At 51.4% G+C, this 16,013-nt stretch carries 16 protein-coding genes and 2 pseudogenes; 10 read left to right on the top strand and 8 right to left on the bottom strand.

All coding sequences use genetic code 11. The features are described from left to right. Positions 1-171: 171 nt before the first annotated feature. Positions 172-497 (bottom strand): annotated as a pseudogene (gene trxA / locus LH51_RS17510) (thioredoxin TrxA). Positions 498-690: 193 nt separating this feature from the next. Between trxA and ppx the strand changes: the two are divergent. Further along, the gene (gene ppx / locus LH51_RS17515; protein ID WP_052063906.1) at positions 691-2,217 is read left to right on the top strand and encodes an exopolyphosphatase; all 1,527 of its coding nucleotides are present in this window, start codon (positions 691-693) and stop codon (positions 2,215-2,217) included. A 129-nt stretch (positions 2,218-2,346) separates the two neighbouring features. Here ppx and LH51_RS17520 read toward each other — a convergent pair whose 3' ends face one another. Next, positions 2,347-3,894 (bottom strand): phosphoenolpyruvate carboxykinase, encoded by a 1,548-nt coding sequence (locus LH51_RS17520; protein WP_036524741.1) that lies wholly within the window; start codon positions 3,892-3,894, stop codon positions 2,347-2,349. 223 nt (positions 3,895-4,117) lie between these two features. Then, a pseudogene (hslO, locus tag LH51_RS17525) lies at positions 4,118-4,989 on the bottom strand (Hsp33 family molecular chaperone HslO). 155 nt (positions 4,990-5,144) lie between these two features. Here hslO and LH51_RS17530 point away from each other — a divergent pair. Next, positions 5,145-5,873, top strand: a complete 729-nt coding sequence (locus LH51_RS17530; RefSeq protein ID WP_052063907.1) for a phosphatase PAP2 family protein — start codon at positions 5,145-5,147, stop codon at positions 5,871-5,873. A gap of 9 nt (positions 5,874-5,882) precedes the next feature. On the opposite strand, the gene hslR is transcribed toward LH51_RS17530, so the two are convergent. Together hslR and yrfG are read right to left on the bottom strand one after the other, a co-directional pair. Beyond that, the gene (hslR, locus tag LH51_RS17535) at positions 5,883-6,281 is read right to left on the bottom strand and encodes a ribosome-associated heat shock protein Hsp15 (protein WP_036524748.1); all 399 of its coding nucleotides are present in this window, start codon (positions 6,279-6,281) and stop codon (positions 5,883-5,885) included. Next, a complete protein-coding gene (gene yrfG, locus LH51_RS17540; protein WP_036524751.1) occupies positions 6,278-6,934 on the bottom strand; it encodes a GMP/IMP nucleotidase in 657 nt (218 codons plus the stop codon). The genes hslR and yrfG overlap by 4 nt, the downstream gene beginning before the upstream one ends. A gap of 94 nt (positions 6,935-7,028) precedes the next feature. Between yrfG and cysQ the strand changes: the two genes are divergently transcribed. The 3 genes from cysQ to trmB all read left to right on the top strand — a co-directional run bounded on the left by cysQ (position 7,029) and on the right by trmB (position 9,356). Next, entirely contained in the window at positions 7,029-7,847 is an 819-nt protein-coding gene (cysQ, locus tag LH51_RS17545) for a 3'(2'),5'-bisphosphate nucleotidase CysQ (RefSeq protein ID WP_036524754.1), read from the top strand. A gap of 217 nt (positions 7,848-8,064) precedes the next feature. Then, positions 8,065-8,649, top strand: coding sequence for a superoxide dismutase (locus LH51_RS17550; RefSeq protein ID WP_036524756.1), 585 nt, complete (start codon positions 8,065-8,067; stop codon positions 8,647-8,649). Between the two features lie 50 nt (positions 8,650-8,699). Continuing rightward, on the top strand, positions 8,700-9,356 hold the full coding sequence (gene trmB, locus LH51_RS17555; protein ID WP_235263811.1) for a tRNA (guanine(46)-N(7))-methyltransferase TrmB: 657 nt from the start codon (positions 8,700-8,702) through the stop codon (positions 9,354-9,356). On the opposite strand, the gene LH51_RS17560 is transcribed toward trmB, so the two are convergent. Then, positions 9,343-9,864, bottom strand: coding sequence for a hypothetical protein (locus tag LH51_RS17560; protein ID WP_036524759.1), 522 nt, complete (start codon positions 9,862-9,864; stop codon positions 9,343-9,345). The two genes, trmB and LH51_RS17560, sit on opposite strands and share 14 nt — an antisense overlap. A 26-nt stretch (positions 9,865-9,890) precedes the next feature. Beyond that, positions 9,891-10,505, bottom strand: coding sequence for an arylesterase (locus LH51_RS17565; protein WP_036524762.1), 615 nt, complete (start codon positions 10,503-10,505; stop codon positions 9,891-9,893). Here LH51_RS17565 and LH51_RS17570 point away from each other — a divergent pair. The 4 genes from LH51_RS17570 to LH51_RS17585 are packed head-to-tail and all read left to right on the top strand — an operon-like array spanning position 10,504 to position 13,662. Continuing rightward, complete coding sequence (locus LH51_RS17570; protein WP_036524766.1) at positions 10,504-11,199, top strand: ABC transporter ATP-binding protein; 696 nt, start codon at positions 10,504-10,506, stop codon at positions 11,197-11,199. The two genes, LH51_RS17565 and LH51_RS17570, sit on opposite strands and share 2 nt — an antisense overlap. Beyond that, positions 11,196-11,570: a hypothetical protein gene (locus LH51_RS17575; protein ID WP_036524768.1), complete on the top strand. Its 375-nt coding sequence runs from the start codon at positions 11,196-11,198 to the stop codon at positions 11,568-11,570. The genes LH51_RS17570 and LH51_RS17575 overlap by 4 nt, the downstream gene beginning before the upstream one ends. A 5-nt stretch (positions 11,571-11,575) precedes the next feature. Next, on the top strand, positions 11,576-12,703 hold the full coding sequence (locus tag LH51_RS17580; protein WP_036524770.1) for an FtsX-like permease family protein: 1,128 nt from the start codon (positions 11,576-11,578) through the stop codon (positions 12,701-12,703). Continuing rightward, entirely contained in the window at positions 12,703-13,662 is a 960-nt protein-coding gene (locus LH51_RS17585; protein WP_036524772.1) for an ABC transporter permease, read from the top strand. Before LH51_RS17580 ends, LH51_RS17585 begins: the two co-directional genes overlap by 1 nt. 3 nt (positions 13,663-13,665) lie before the next feature. On the opposite strand, the gene rpiA is transcribed toward LH51_RS17585, so the two are convergent. Next, the gene (gene rpiA, locus LH51_RS17590; protein WP_036524774.1) at positions 13,666-14,340 is read right to left on the bottom strand and encodes a ribose-5-phosphate isomerase RpiA; all 675 of its coding nucleotides are present in this window, start codon (positions 14,338-14,340) and stop codon (positions 13,666-13,668) included. A 136-nt stretch (positions 14,341-14,476) separates the two neighbouring features. On the opposite strand from rpiA, the gene ilvA reads away from it, so the two are divergent. Then, complete coding sequence (gene ilvA, locus LH51_RS17595) at positions 14,477-15,994, top strand: threonine ammonia-lyase, biosynthetic (RefSeq protein ID WP_036524776.1); 1,518 nt, start codon at positions 14,477-14,479, stop codon at positions 15,992-15,994. Positions 15,995-16,013 lie beyond the last annotated feature (19 nt).

Here is a 16,013-nt window from a genome sequence, read left to right on the forward strand (position 1 = left end):
CACTGTAACACCCTGCCGGGATCTGACAGGATCATCAGCCAAGCACAGAATGAATATAAAGTGTTTAACGACGCCTGTCCAGTATCCTTGGATATTATCCTTAAGCAGTTGATCCAGAGCAATCTCATTGAAAAGGGTGGATAGCTCCAACCCTTTCACCGTGATGCTCACTCAGAGATTAGCATCGATAAATGCAGAAAGCTGGGACTTGGACAAGCACCCACTTTAGTCGCTTCCACACTGCCGCCTTTAAACAGCATCAGCGTGGGGATACCACGAATACCAAACTTGGGAGGGGTGTCATTGTTTTCATCGATATTGAGCTTGCAAACTTTTAACTGCCCAGCATACTCTTTGGCAATCTCTTCTAATACAGGGGCAATCATTTTGCAGGGGCCACACCATTCTGCCCAGTAATCTACCAGAACGGGGCTGTCTGCTTTTACCACTTCTTCTTCAAAAGTGGCATCGGTGACATTGATAATGTTTTCACTCATGTCTCTGTTTCTCCATTGCACCGGGTGCTTTGTAATAGCTGTTATATGAGGATCATAACACCAGCCGTGTATACTTGTGAACTTATCCGCATGGCATAGATACGCCAAGAAAAGTATTTTTCGGCTTCTTATGCGCCAGCACGTCTGGCAAAATAACGGCCATTCGCTATAAAAATGTGACGTGGAGCGCTTAATGGAAGTATACGAACAGCCGGACCGGCCCGATCAACCCGAAGAGGGGGCTCTGCTGGCGGCAATCGATATAGGCTCCAACAGTTTTCATATGGTGGTTGCCCGACTGGTAGACGGAGAGTTAAAACCCGTCGATGTCATGTCAGAAAAAGTTCAACTGGCTGCCGGACTGGATGAAGCCGGCACCCTCTCAGAGGAAGCCCAGCAACGCGGGATCGATTGTCTGCGACGTTTCGCTGAACGGGTCAAAGAGCTGCCCCGATCAGCCATACGAGCCGTTGCCACCAATGCCCTGCGTGAGGCCGCTAATCGCCACGAGTTTGCCAACCGTGCCGCCGCCGTAATGGGACTGCCCCTTCAGGTTATTTCCGGCTATGAGGAAGCCCGTCTGATTTATCTTGGCGTGGCGCATACCCTGGCTGATGATACCGGGCGGCGACTGGTCATCGACATAGGCGGCGGTAGCACTGAATGCATCATCGGTGAGCGCTTTGAGTCACGATTACTTGAAAGTCTGCAACTGGGCTGTGTCAGCTTCTCTGAAGAATTTTTTCCCGGCGGACAGTTAACCGACAAGGGATTCCAACAAGCCAAAATGGCCGCCATGCAGGAGTTGCTGTCAATCCGGCGCAACTATCGCCGCATGGGCTGGCAAAGCTGTGTCGGCTCATCCGGCACGGCTAAAGCCATCAAACAGGCCTGTATAGAACTTGGCTTTTCCTCAGGCCCTATCAGCGCCGAAGCGCTCAATCAGCTCAAAGCCTATCTATTGAAGTTCAGCCATACAGATGAAATCAGCCTAAACAGCATCAAACCGGAACGCAAAGCGGTATTGCCTGCAGGCACGGCCATCATGTGCGCGATTTTTGAGTCACTGGATATTAGCACCATGGAATATTCAGACGGTGCACTTCGCGAGGGTGTACTTTACGATATGGCTGGTCGCCTGCGTCATGAGGACGTACGCGAGCGCACCATCAATGCACTCATGAAACGCCATCATATTGACAGCCGCCATGCCGCCAATGTTGAAGCCACTGCACTGATCTTGCTAGCCCAGGTGAGTGACAGCTGGCAGCTTCAGGAACATGAGTTTCACGACATGCTCTGCTGGTCAGCACGTACACATGAAATCGGCCTGACAATTTCCCACAACCGTTTTCATCGCCACAGCGCCTATTTACTGCAAAACTGTGACCTGCCTGGGTTCAGCAACACAGAACAGCAACTGCTCGCCTTTTTGGCCAGAGCCCACCGCCGCAAACTACCCAAGGATGAGTGGAAACTTCTACCTGAAGATAAGCAATTGCCTTACATACGCTTGAGCCTGCTGCTTCGCCTTGCAGTTATCCTGCACCGCAGTCGCAGTAAAGCCCGCTTGCCCGCATTCAAACTGCAGGCCGATAATCAGAAAATCACCTTGTCATTCCCTAATGAATGGCTGCAGCACCACCCCCTCACTCAGACAGACCTGGAGAGCGAAGTGGATTATCTGAAGAGCATCGACTACAAACTGAAGTGCAGTTGAGTTCCAACCAGGGGGCTTGCAGATATAAAAAAAGGGTGATCAGTCGATCACCCTTTTTTTATATACCGGAGTTACGTCAGCCGCGTGCGCATGAGTGGGCAGAAGCGACGATGTTACAGAGTAATACCCTTACAGTTCAGGACCCGCTTTAACGATCTCTTCTGAAATACCGTTAAACTTGGTGAAATTATTCACAAACTGCCCAATCAGATCTTTCGCAGCCGCATCATAAGCCGCCGGATCAGCCCAGGTTTCACGTGGATTCAATAACTCACTGTTTACACCTGGTACAGCGACAGGCACAGCCAGATTGATACCCGGTAACTGCTGAGTTTCACAGTCTTTCAGCGCACCACTTTGAATCGCACTGATAATAGCCCGGGTTGTCGGGATACTGAACCGCTCACCGGTACCATAAGAACCTCCGGTCCAGCCCGTATTGACCAGATAAACCCGTGAGCCATAATCGCTGATACGCTTCATCAGCAGATCAGCATAAACATGGGCCGGACGCGGGAAGAAGGGCGCACCAAAGCAGGTTGAGAAGGTGGATTTAATCCCGCCACCTGAACCCATTTCGGTAGAACCAACCAGGGCCGTATAGCCTGACAGAAAATGGTAGGCGGCGGCTTCCTTAGTCAGTACCGACACAGGTGGTAGCACCCCTGTCAGGTCACAGGTCAGAAACACAATTGAATCCGGCTCTTCCCCCATATTGGTTGCAGAGCGTTTATCAACATGCTCCAGCGGGTAGGCACAACGACCATTTTCAGTCAGCGACGTGTCGTTATAATCAGCTTTGCGGCAAGCGTTCAGGGTAACGTTTTCAACGATGGCACCAAAGCGAATCGCATCCCAGATAATCGGTTCGTTCTTTTTGCTCAGATTGATGGTCTTGGCATAACAGCCACCTTCAATATTAAACACAACCCCCTTGCCCCAGCCGTGCTCATCATCACCTATCAGGTAGCGCTCAGGATCGGCAGACAGCGTGGTTTTACCGGTACCGGACAAGCCAAAGAACAGCGTAGTTGAACCATCTTCACCTATGTTAGCTGAACAATGCATCGGCAGCACATCATGCTCTGGCAGCAGGAAGTTCTGTACCGAGAACATGGCCTTTTTCATTTCACCTGCGTAACGCATACCGGCGATGAGCACTTTGCGCTCAGCAAAGTTGAGTATGACGCAACCATCACTATGGGTACCATCACGCTCCGGATCACAGACAAAGCCTGCCGCATTAATGATCTGCCATTCAGGCTTATCTTTAGGGTTGTACTGATGCGGACGGATAAACAGGTTCAGGCCGAACAGATTCTGCCAGGCCGTCTGTGTAGTCATTTTGACTGGCAAGTAATAGTTGTGGTCAGATCCAACGTGAACCTGAGAGACAAAGCGCTCTTCGCCTTCCAGCCAGTTTTCCACGCGCTGCCAAAGGGCATCAAACTTGTCAGCATCAAACGGGCGGTTAACCTGCCCCCAGTCGATAGAGGCCGACGTAGAGGGTTCCTTAACAATGAAACGATCCATCGGTGAACGACCGGTACGTTTTCCGGTAGTTACGACCAATGCACCGGTATCAGCCAGTACGCCTTCCTGGCGCTGCAGAGCACGCTCCACCAGTTCAGCAGGGCTCAGATTCTGATGTGCAATTGTGACAGTGTCTGTAGTCATTACGCTTTCCCTTGGCTTGATGCCAACAAATTACTGAATAGCAAATGCGAGCCCTGATCGGATACGCCACAGGTATCTGAGGTACGTCGCAGTGTTAATATACCGGCTTGCATAAATTATTATTGCTTATAAGGACGCCTATTATTGCATAAAAAAACCGCTATGTGGACAACCGGAAACGCTTCGCATTAACAGTTTTACTAAAGTCGCAACGTTACGTAATTCAGTGCAGGGTTTCTCCAGCCGGACGCTGATCTTCAGTTAATGCCAAAATATCCTCACGATCAAACTGATAGATCGCATTACAAAACTGGCAATCAACACTGATATGGCCACCCTGCTCCCCCGCCGCAGCCAGTAATTCATCACGACCGACCAGTTGCAGTGCCCGCCCACAGCGCTCACGAGAACAATCACAATAAAACTCCAGACTCTGTGCATCATAAAGACGGCACTTCTCCTGATGAAATAAGCGGTACAGCATTGACTCATTATCCAGTGTCAGCAGTTCTTCTTGTGTTAACGTATCAGCAAGTACACTAATACGGTTCCAATCTTCTTCACTTTCACCTCCCGCCGCCGGCAACACCTGTAACAGCATACCCGCCGCACGTTCACCATCACACGCCAACTGAATACGGGTAGGTAGTTGTTCTGAGCGACTAAAATAGTCTTCCAGGCAGGCTGCAAGTGACTCTTGCTCCATCGGCACAACACCCTGATAACGCTTCCCATTGGCAGGTTCAATCGTCAAGCCCAAACGCCCCTGAGAAAAAAGCTCAGCAAAACTCTGCGCATCGGGCAACTCACCGTCAATCCGCGCAATGCCGCGAACCTGCTGATGGTGACTACACTCAGCCATTAACAGGCGTAGAGCCCCTTCCCCTGGGCCTGCAATATCAGGCGACCATCAAACTTTAGCGTTGAGCTTAGCAGAGCGACGGCAGCCAGCATTTCACCCAATAGCTTCTGTACTTTTAGTGGGTAGGTGTTGCGCTCCATCACCGCTGCATAACTAGTCTGCAAACCGGCCACAACTCCGCGAACGTCGGCTTCATCAAAAAGGACTCGCTGGATTTTATCCGCTGAACTCATAGACTATTTTCCACTCTTGCTACGACGCCAGACTTTTAGCTGACATCTATGACTGTTACTATAGAATTTGATTTTATCACAACCCAGAAAGATAAACGCATGACATCACCCCCCCTGTGTTTGGCAGTCAATGGCGTCCGGCTCCATTGATTTTAATGCATTTAGCGGCCTTACTGCTGATACTCAGCTTTATATATCCCGCTGGTTTTCAACTATGGCGACAAGTTGACAACAGTGTTTTTTTTGCGCTCAACGGCACCCTGTCAGAGGGTGGCACCTGGGCGTGGATCTGGGCGTGGGCCAATACACGCTACAAAGATATGCTCTTGGCCGTAGTCATGCTGCTATTCCTTGTATTCCCCGGGTTCGGCTTCAAACGGTCGCAACTGCAGCAAGCGTTGGTAGGTTTTCTGGTGCTGATGTTTGTACTGGTGCCTTTGCGTTATTTTTTCTACGAATTTGCTAAACAACTGGATCTAAGCGGACCCAGTCCCTCTATGGTGCTATCTCCAGCTTACTTACTCACTGAACTGTTTCCAGTCATACCGGCCAAGGATGGTTCCAGTCGCAGCTTTCCAGGCGATCATGCCACCGTGCTGATTCTCTGGGCAGCCTACCTGATCATGAATACCCGCTGTCTTGGCAGCTATCTCGCTGTACTGCTGGCTACCCTGATGATCTTGCCACGGATGGTCGGTGGCGCTCATTGGTTCAGTGATGTGGCGGTAGGTGGATTTGCTGTAGCCTTACCTGTGCTTGCCTGGGCCTTCTACTCCCCGCTCTTACTGGGACTCACACGCTGGATGGAGAAAGCTTTTCTGCCGCTATTCCGTCTGCTCGGCCGAATACCCTTGCTGAATCGGCTGCCATTTTTCAATCCTTGATTAAAGGATCTAATCCCAGCTGCCCTTGATACGCAATAATTCACGGCGGCTCTTTTTGTCGGGGCGGTGTTCAGGGGCGCTGCCAAGCATCTTACGCTGTGCGGCATGCGCCTCACGCTGAGCCACGCTCTGCTCTGTTTCACGATAGAGTGCCTGCGCTTCAGCGGCACCACGACGCTGATCTGACAAGGCCAGCACAGCCACCGTTTTTTCTTCATAGCCTTGGCGCAAGGTAATTTCCGCTCCCACTTCAACCATTTTGCTACTTTTAGCGCGAACACCATCATAGTGCACCTTTCCGCCCTCAATCATCTGCTTGGCCAGCGCCCGTGTTTTATAAAAACGCGCAGCCCACAACCACTTATCCAGGCGAATTTTCTGATCGGAATGAGAATAGTGTTGGGTCATTTTTCGGGCATAACCTCGATAAAGTGATCTATAAAAGGAAACTCTGTAATAGCACGGGGTTCAGACTGACTGTCTGGTTGTACAATGGATAGTAAATAACGAATGCCATAGGTCTGAGCTGAACGCAAAACCGCCAGACTATCATCTACTAAAAGTGTACGCTCGGGGTTAAACGGCTCTACTTGCTGTAACTGATGCCAGAAGGCCTGATCCTCTTTAGGATAACGAAAATCATGAGAGCTGATCACGCGATCAACCAGGGTATCAATAGCCGTTTTTTCAATTTTCAACGACAGGCTCCCCCGATGGGCATTGGTCACTATCACCGAACGGATACCCGCATGACGTACAGCCAGCAAAAAGTCTTCGACATGCGGCCTGAAACGGATACGCTCAGCTATTTCACGTTTCAGGGCGGTGATGGGCACACCCAGTTGCTCCGTCCAGTAATCCAGGCAGTACCAGTTTAGTGTTCCCTGCTCCTTACGAATACGCTCATGCAACCAGGCTCGCGCCTCGCCCGCCTCAAGCTGATGTATTTCAGCGTAGCGCAGCGGCAAAAACTCCAGCCAAAAGTAGCTATCAAAGTGCAGATCCAGCAGTGTGCCATCCATGTCCAACAGCAAGGTATCAATTTCTTTCCAGTCCAGCATCATCCCGCCTGTTTCTCTTTTATACTGTTTAGAGTATGAACGCTTGCCTGGCGCTTTTAAAGTCTACGACCCATGCATTACTAATAGGAACACCATGTACCACACACTCTTACCGTCTCTGAAACAGTTAGCCTGTGATGCTGGCGATGTCATCATGCAGATCTATCAGGATCAAAACCATTGGAATACACAACAGAAAAGTAATGACACACCGGTAACAGCCGCCGACCTGGCCGCACACAAGCTATTGGTGCAGGGCCTGCAACAACTCACCCCCGACATACCGATACTCAGTGAGGAAGCTGAAATTCCTGACTGGCAACAACGGCAACACTGGTCTCGCTACTGGTTGCTCGACCCGCTTGATGGCACCCGGGAGTTTTTGCAACGTAACGGTGAATTTACTGTCAACATCGCTCTTATTGATGCCGGCCAGGCACAACTTGGGTTAGTGTATGCTCCCGACAGCGAAACTCTGTACTGGGGGAGCGCCGCTACCGGAGCGTGGAAAAGCCAACGTTCAGGACCCGGCTTGGCGATCAATACGCGCCCAACTGCAGATAAACTGACGCTATTGACCAGCCGCCGTCACAGCCAGCATGAGTCAGCCGCCATTGCCCAACTTTTGCCAGCCGACTCAACCAACAACATAACCACCCTATGCCTCGGCAGCTCGCTAAAGCTGTGCCGAATTGCCGAGGGGCAAGCCGATTTATACTTACGCTTATCCCCCACCAGCGAGTGGGACACAGCCGCAGGCCAGGCCATACTGGAAGCAGCCGGTGGTGAATTGCTGCAGTTGCCTGAACTCAATCCACTGCCATACAACAGCAAAGCGTCATTGGAGAATCCCGGCTTTATTGCCAGCGGCCAAAAGCGCTCTAACTGGCGGTCTATATCCCTGCCCGACTGAGGAGCACTTTAGGGTCATCCCTTGAATTTCACAGACTCACCCCAAGATAAAAGAGTGAAGGTAGGTGATTAAAGACCTATTCAGCTTTTGTGGTTCACACCTTTACAGCACAAAATACACACTTTTTGTATCATGATAGATGCAAATTTCGGTGCTATGATTAAGCAACATTAAGCCACATTGATTTAAACCTGTCAGATAATAAGGTACATATATTATGAGTTTCGAACTACCCGCACTTCCCTATGCCAAAGACGCACTGGAACCCCACATCTCTGCTGAGACCCTGGAATACCACCATGGCAAGCACCACAACACCTATGTGGTCAAACTGAATGGACTGGTTCCCGGTACAGAATTTGAAGGCAAGTCACTGGAAGACGTGATCAAAGCTGCACCAGCCGGCCCTGTTTTTAATAATGCTGCGCAGGTTTGGAACCACACCTTCTACTGGAACTGCCTGTCTCCAAACGGTGGCGGTGCTCCAACGGGTGCTTTGGCAGATGCCATCAATGCCAAATGGGGTTCTTTCGAGAAGTTCCAGGAAGAGTTTAATGATCGTGCGGTTAACAACTTCGGTTCCAGCTGGACCTGGTTGGTTAAAAATGCCGACGGATCACTGGAAATCGTCAACACCAGCAATGCCGGTACGCCGATGACCAATGGCCAGACCGCCGTGCTCACCGTTGATCTGTGGGAACACGCCTACTATATCGATTACCGCAACCTGCGCCCTGACTACCTGAAAGGTTTCTGGGCTCTGGTTAACTGGGATTTTGCCAACCAGAACTTTGCTGGCTAATCACAACAGAAGGTGGATTCAAGACCGCGCCTGGCGCGGTCTTTTTGTATATGATGACAGGTAACTCCAGACAGGTAACTTCTGCACAGCAGGACTGCCACCCAGAGCTTTTGCAGTTGGTGGAGCGCCACCGCAAACATCAATTTCAAAAACCAATCGCCGACTTTAATCAGCGTGCTTTCCAGCAGGCAGAGCAGCAATGGCTTGCGCATGGCGGACCGCTAATTCTGGATTCAGGCTGTGGTGTCGGTGACTCTACACGTTTTCTGGCTGAGCAGCATCCGGATCACCTGGTCATGGGCCTTGACCGGTCTGTACATCGCCTGCAGCGTCAGCGTCCTGACTTGCCTGCTAATGCGCTACTGCTACGTACTGATCTGGTAGACTTCTGGCGTCTTGCGGCCTCGGCCGGCTGGCAGCCCGACAGACATTTTCTCTTCTACCCCAACCCCTATCCAAAACCCTCTCAGTTAAGCCGCCGCTTCCATGCACACCCAGTATTTCCGGCTATGGTCACTCTGAGCAAGCAGCTTGAAGCGCGCAGCAACTGGAAAATTTATTTGCAGGAACTTCAGACCGGACTAGCCGCCTATGGCATCCACAGCCTGATCGAGCCCATAGAGGCTGACAGCCCTGCCGTATCCGCATTTGAGCGTAAGTACCGAGCCAGTCAGCAACCTCTATGGAAGCTGATTACTCAATCTTGACACCCGCCAGGCGCTGTTCAATCAGACTCATACGCTGACGCGTCTGAGCGATAAACATATCGGCGGCATGATAAGAGCCAACATCACCGCCACCATTACGGTTAAAGGCTTCACTGACCGCTTCCTGACGTGTATCCAGCCAGGTATTCTGCTCATCGATTTCTCTTACTCTCGCCATATCGGGCAAATAGTCGAGGAACTCATGAAACAGCACATAGAGTTGCGCATCATATAGATAGGCAATATTGGTGATGGTACGCCCCATCTCCCGCTCATCAGACTGTTCACGCAACTGCGTTTCCAGATAACGGATAGGCTGAGTGTAATTTGGCGACCAGTCCAGTGATGTAATTAAGGGTGGCTCCGTCACTTGCGCTGTTGCTGCTGATGCTGTGGGCTCAGGAGCACTTCGGCCAAAGCCGGGAACCTGTATGTTACTGCAAGCCGAAACCAGAAACATGGCTGTCAGCAGACTGCCTGTCCGGATAAGTGAAGCCGGTGTTTTCATACTAAGAAATCCATAATACCAAGAGATTAGGTGCCATCCGCGCCAAGCATCAGCAGCGGTTCCAGATAAGGCCAGACATTGTCCAGAATCAGTGGCTGTGCCGCCGCATTGGGATGATGCCCATCAGACTGCATCAGATTCCAGTCCAGTGCAACATTTTCAAGCAAAAAGGGAACTCTGGGCACCGCATACTGGTCTGCTATTTCAGCATACAGGTTAAAGAAAGCTTCGGTATACTGAGGTCCGTAATTCGGTGGTATACGTATACCGATAAGTAGCACCTGGCTTCCTGCATCCAGACTCTGCTCTACCAGTGATTTGAGATTTTTACGTATAACTGCAACCGACAGCCCTCGTAAGGCATCGTTAGCACCCAGCTCAATCACTACGATGTCCGGCCGGTGCTGTGACAGCAATGCAGGCAAGCGCGTCAGCCCACCGCTGGTTGTTTCACCACTGACACTGGCGTTGATTACCTGATAATCTGTATCAGTTGCCTGCAAGCGCTCATCCAACAAAGCTACCCAGCCTTGCTCGGGTGAAATACCGTAAGCAGCTGACAAGCTGTCACCGACGACCAGCAGGGTATTTGCGCTAACTGAAGCTGATACGAATAAAACCAAGGAAATGAGATAACGCATGACGCTCCTGAACTCTGATGAAATTATTCTTGAGGCACAGAATGTCGCAAAATGGTTCCCGGCACAAGCACAACGCCTGAACCTGTTCAGCGATTTAAACCTCACTATTCACGCCGGCCAGACACTCGCCATCGTTGGCCGTTCAGGGGCGGGAAAATCCACCTTATTAAGTCTGCTTGCCGGACTCGACCAACCCAGTGAGGGCCAGATTAAACTGGTTGGACGTTCTCTCAGCGACATGGATGATAAAACCCGCGCGGATCAGCGTGCCCGTTATATCAGTTTTATTTTCCAATCGTTTCATTTACTTCCTGAACTGACGGCGTTGGACAATGTACGTCTGGCACTGGAAATTCGATCAGACAAAGAGGCTGACCAAAAAGCTCGCCATTGGTTAACTGAAGTAGGCTTAGCCGAGCGAATGCAGCACTACCCGGCGCAACTCTCTGGTGGTGAACAGCAACGCGTCGCCATTGCACGCGCCTTTGCCACCCGCCCCGCACTGCTATTTGCCGATGAGCCAACCGGCAACCTGGATGAAGAAACCGGACATCAGATTATTGAGCAGCTATTCGCCCTGAATGCCAAGGAAAATACCACGCTGATCCTGATCACCCATGACCAGGAACTAGCCGCACGCTGTGAGCGCTGTGTGACGCTGCATGCCGGACAACTGCATGAGAAAACCACATGAAAGGATTTCGGCTTCTGTTATTACGTCAGTTAGGCACTCAGTTACGCACTACAGAATGGCGTGCGCTGCTGTTCGCCACCTGGATCGCCATCGCACTGGCAACACTACTGTCACTACTTGGCGACCGTCTTGAGCGTGGTCTGTTACGCGAAAGTGCCGCTATGCTAGGTGCCGATCTGGTACTCAGCAGCCAGCGACCAATCAATCCCGAACGCCTGGAGCTGGCACGCAATGCCGGTCTGGAAACCACTGAAGTGGCGCAGTTTCCAAGTATGATCCATGTAGATAAAGAGATGATGCTGGTCTCGGTTCGCGCCGCAACGCCACCCTACCCCCTGAGAGGCAGATACGAACACAGCCGGAACAGTTAACGCAGATGCCGCCGCCGGGTGAAGTCTGGGTTGAGGCCCGAATTCTATCTCAGCTTGGGCTGGCGCGCGGTGACAGCATCACACTGGGTTACAGCGAGTTACGTATTGGCGCTGAAATGCTCAGCTCGCCCGACCGCGGTACAGGTTTTCGCAGTTTCAGTCCGCAACTGGTGATGCACAGTGATGATCTCGATGCCACCGGCATTCTCGCCCCCGGTAGTCGTGCGCAATTTCGTTTACTCATGGCAGGACCGGCTGACGTACTGGAACAATTTGAGATCCAGCTACAGGATTCTTTGTCCTCTGATGAACAGCTGTTCAGTCTCCGAGCTGATCAGCCAATGACAGGGGCCGCTCTTGGCAGCGCACTCAGTTATCTAAAACTCACAGCGCTGATTGCGCTGCTGCTGGCCGCACTGACCATTTTTCTCAGCCTGCGGCGTTTCAGTAATGGCCAACACAAACGCTGCGCCTTACTCCTCAGCCTGGGCATGAGTGCTAACGACCTGATCAGACTTTACCTCTGCCAACTGTTGATTGCCTGGTTAGCTCTATCGCTGCTAGGCACACTAACCGGCGTACTACTGGAACAGTTGATTCTAAGCTGGCTAAACGAACTGCTGCCTGAGCAGCTCCCCCAGCCAACAGCCTGGCGCTATCTCAGCGGCAGCGCCATGGGTTTCTCGCTACTGATCCTGCTGGGCCTGCCGCCGGTGCTGCAACTGTCACGGGTGGCGGTGTCTTCGTTGTTCCGGGATGAGGTCAGCGCTTCAGACAAGCGTGCTGTATCCATCCAACTGGTCTGCTTCGCACTGTTAGCCGCGGCCTTGCTCACTTTTCTGGAAGCCCCGCTGGCCGCCTTAACCCTGTTGCTGCTAATTTTAATCGGTGGAGCCGTATTCGGCTGGATAGCGCAGCGCAGCTTGCGTTTGTTGACTCGTCCGCTGGCGAACAAACTGCTACTTGGGCGTTTACTCTTGATGCGTCTTGAACAACAAAAGCGCTGGCACCGTTTACAGGCAGGTGTTGTCATTCTGCTAATGACCCTGCTTAGCCTGGTATGGATCAGCCGCACTGACCTGTTAGCAGACTGGCAAGCTCAGATTCCTGATGAGACGCAAACTACTTCGTAGTGAATATTCAGCCCTGGCAAACCGAACCCCTGCAAGCCTTCCTGCAACAGGAGGGGATCAACAGTCAACTCTATCCCATGATCAGAGGCCGCATTGCGACACTGAACGGTGACCCGATTCGTGAACAAATGAATCCTGAACAATTGGAACACAACACCCTTAATCGTGAGCTCAATCTTAGTTGGAGCAACCATCCGCCAGGCCATAATCGTCTGGTCGCTGGCAACTGGTGGACAAGGGATACCCCGGATGCTGAAATTTCAGTAGAGCGTGAAATGGCAGAAGAGTTGGGGCTCATCCCGGGTGATCGTTTAGGTTTTGACCTGGGCGGTTTAACCGTTGAGGCACGCATCACCAGCTTACGCGAGGTAGAGTGGGCTTCTTTCCAGCCTAACTTTTACGTTATTTTCAATCAGGCCGCCCTGCAGGAAATGCCGGCCACCTTTATTACCAGCTTCAGGCTCACGCCAGATCAGAATGCGCTGGCTACACAACTGGTGCGCGAGTTTCCATCGCTGACACTGATCGATATAGACCAGTTACTGCAGCAGATTGCCACCTGGATACAACGACTCGGGGACAGCTCCGCCTTAATACTGTCGCTGACACTCTTCTGCGGGGCGCTACTGATGCTACTGACCCTCAGGCAAGCACTGGATCAGCGCCGTTATGAAAGCGCGTTGCTGCAAACCCTGGGTGCCAGCGCACGCCAAACCCAACAACTGGATCTGCTGGAGTTAATGTTATTGGGACTGGTGTGCGGAATACTGGCCGTATTGACAGCTGAGGCCACCCTGGCCTTACTCTATCTATACCTGCTAAAGCTGGAACCGGATCTGCATCCGCTGATGTGGATTTTACTGCCGGTCGCATCAACAGGTTTTTTCACCCTCAGTGGTGCATTGATGCGACGCCAATTGACGCTTCCCCAGTGTTACCGGCTATTGCGAACAGGCTGACGATCAATCAGGTTTCAGGGTGACTACACCCTGAGGCGTTCCCATCAGAATGACATCCGCGCCACGATTGGCAAACAGGCCATTGGTCACTACACCAACGATGTTATTCAGATGACGCTCAAAGGCTTTTGGATCAAGGATATCCACATCATGCAGATCGATAATAATATTGCCATTATCGGTCACAACACCGTCACGGTAGACCGGCTGCCCCTCCAGTCCGGCGAGTTGCCGACCGACATAAGAGCGTGCCATAGGGATGACTTCCACCGGTAGCGGAAAACTGCCGAGCACATCCACCTGTTTGCTTTCATCCACGATACAGATAAAAGTTTTAGCTACCGCCGCCACGATTTTTTCACGCGTCAGCGCCGCACCGCCGCCTTTGATCAGATTAAAATACGGGTCAAATTCATCAGCGCCATCGATATAGAATTCCAGCTGAGAAACGCTATTGAGATCAAAGACTTCAATATCATGCTGGCGCAAGCGTGCCGCTGTGGCTTCCGAGCTGGCCACTGCACCGGCAAACTCATCACGGCAGCGTGCCAAGGCATCGATAAAAAAGTTGGCGGTTGATCCAGTGCCAACACCAATAACAGTCTCTTTTTCCAGTCGGGGCCGGATCATATCGACAGCGGCGATGGCAACGGCCCGCTTCATTTCATCCTGATTCATTATTTTCACCTGCGTTAACATGATTAGATTATGCAATTATACGCCTCACAGCCTTTAGCTTATAGACGTTAGCACACATAGCCGATACCATCAGTATCCGTTAAATTTTCAGACTATCTTGGCTTACTCTTCCGCTATGGCACACAGATATATCAAAAAAATTCTTGAAGCGCGTGTTTACGATGTAGCCATCGAAACCCCGCTGGATGAAGCACCCTCACTTTCGGTCCGCCTCGGCAACCGCGTTTTGCTTAAACGCGAAGACCTGCAGCCAGTTTTTTCGTTCAAACTCAGAGGTGCCTACAACCGCATGGCACAACTCAGTGACGCCGAAAAAGCCGCTGGTGTGATTACCGCCTCAGCTGGCAATCATGCCCAGGGACTGGCCATGTCGGCCAAGGCGATGGGGGTTAGAGCCGTTATTGTGATGCCAAAAACAACGCCGGATATTAAAGTCAGCAGCGTTAAAGCGCGCGGTGGGCAAGTTGTGTTGCATGGTGACACCTTTGACGAAGCGCAGGCACAAGCACGCAAACTGATGGTAGAGAAAGGGATGACCTACATCCCGCCGTTTGATGACCCCGACATTATTGCCGGTCAAGGCACCATTGCCATGGAGATATTACGCCAACACAGTGCGCCGATTGACGCTATTTTTGTGCCGGTGGGCGGTGGAGGCCTGATTGCGGGTATTTCAGTCTATGCAAAATATCTGCGTCCGGAAACCCGCATTATTGGTGTTGAACCGGAAGATGCTGCCTGTCTGAAAGCCGCACTGGATGCCGGTGAACGAGTTACCTTACCACAGGTAGGTTTATTTGCTGATGGCGTTGCCGTGGCGCGTATCGGTGAACACACCTTTGAACTGGCCAAGCAGTTCGTCGATGAAGTGATTACCGTTACAACTGATGAAATCTGTGCCGCGGTAAAAGATATTTTTGATGATACCCGCTCGGTCTGCGAGCCAGCCGGCGCCCTCGGTGTCGCGGGCCTGAAAAAGTATGTAGAACAAACCAATGCCAAGAAGCAGACACTGGTAGCCATAGATTCCGGTGCTAATGTTAACTTTGATCGCTTGCGTCACATTGCCGAACGTTCTGAACTGGGTGAAAAACGTGAAGCGATCATTGCTGCGCGGATACCCGAACATCCCGGTAGTTTTAAGAAGTTTTGCACAGCACTAGGCAAACGCAATATTACTGAATTCAACTACCGTTACGGCGATGATAAGGAAGCCATCGTGTTTGCTGGCATTCAAATCAAACCCGGCAACGATGGCCGCAAAGACCTGCTGGAAACACTGATCAAACATGAAGTGGATGTGGTGGATCTTACCGATAATGAAATGGCCAAAATTCATATTCGCTATATGGTCGGTGGTCACGCCCCTGCCAGTGTGGACAATGAAGTTATCTATCGTTTTGAGTTTCCGGAACGCCCTGGTGCTTTGATGCTGTTTCTAAGCAAGCTGGGTGGCCGCTGGAACATTTCCATGTTTCACTACCGCAACCATGGCGCCGCTTATGGCCGTGTACTGCTAGGTATGCAGGTTCCGGAAAATGAGCGTGATCAGGTGCCTGTTTTCCTCGATGATATTGGCTACAGCTACTGGGAAGAAACTGACAACGAGGCTTATCGGCTATTTTTGGGTTAGTACACGGGGCATAACAGCT

Origin of the sequence: Nitrincola sp. A-D6, from assembly GCF_000764495.1 — a bacterium.
In the GTDB taxonomy this organism is placed as follows: Bacteria; Pseudomonadota; Gammaproteobacteria; order Pseudomonadales; family Balneatricaceae; genus Nitrincola.

Excerpts from the sequence above, each read along its gene's own strand:
- ilvA (WP_036524776.1), top strand. The coding sequence starts at position 14,477 with ATGGCACACAGATATATCAAAAAAATTCTTGAAGCGCGTGTTTACGAT.
- trmB (WP_235263811.1), top strand. The coding sequence starts at position 8,700 with ATGATGACAGGTAACTCCAGACAGGTAACTTCTGCACAGCAGGACTGC.
- LH51_RS17580 (WP_036524770.1), top strand. The coding sequence starts at position 11,576 with ATGCCGCCGCCGGGTGAAGTCTGGGTTGAGGCCCGAATTCTATCTCAG.
- yrfG (WP_036524751.1), bottom strand. The coding sequence starts at position 6,934 with ATGCTGGACTGGAAAGAAATTGATACCTTGCTGTTGGACATGGATGGC.
- LH51_RS17565 (WP_036524762.1), bottom strand. The coding sequence starts at position 10,505 with ATGCGTTATCTCATTTCCTTGGTTTTATTCGTATCAGCTTCAGTTAGC.
- LH51_RS17520 (WP_036524741.1), bottom strand. The coding sequence starts at position 3,894 with ATGACTACAGACACTGTCACAATTGCACATCAGAATCTGAGCCCTGCT.
- LH51_RS17575 (WP_036524768.1), top strand. The coding sequence starts at position 11,196 with ATGAAAGGATTTCGGCTTCTGTTATTACGTCAGTTAGGCACTCAGTTA.
- rpiA (WP_036524774.1), bottom strand. The coding sequence starts at position 14,340 with ATGAATCAGGATGAAATGAAGCGGGCCGTTGCCATCGCCGCTGTCGAT.
- LH51_RS17550 (WP_036524756.1), top strand. The coding sequence starts at position 8,065 with ATGAGTTTCGAACTACCCGCACTTCCCTATGCCAAAGACGCACTGGAA.
- cysQ (WP_036524754.1), top strand. The coding sequence starts at position 7,029 with ATGTACCACACACTCTTACCGTCTCTGAAACAGTTAGCCTGTGATGCT.
- LH51_RS17530 (WP_052063907.1), top strand. The coding sequence starts at position 5,145 with ATGCATTTAGCGGCCTTACTGCTGATACTCAGCTTTATATATCCCGCT.
- hslR (WP_036524748.1), bottom strand. The coding sequence starts at position 6,281 with ATGACCCAACACTATTCTCATTCCGATCAGAAAATTCGCCTGGATAAG.
- ppx (WP_052063906.1), top strand. The coding sequence starts at position 691 with ATGGAAGTATACGAACAGCCGGACCGGCCCGATCAACCCGAAGAGGGG.
- LH51_RS17570 (WP_036524766.1), top strand. The coding sequence starts at position 10,504 with ATGACGCTCCTGAACTCTGATGAAATTATTCTTGAGGCACAGAATGTC.
- LH51_RS17560 (WP_036524759.1), bottom strand. The coding sequence starts at position 9,864 with ATGAAAACACCGGCTTCACTTATCCGGACAGGCAGTCTGCTGACAGCC.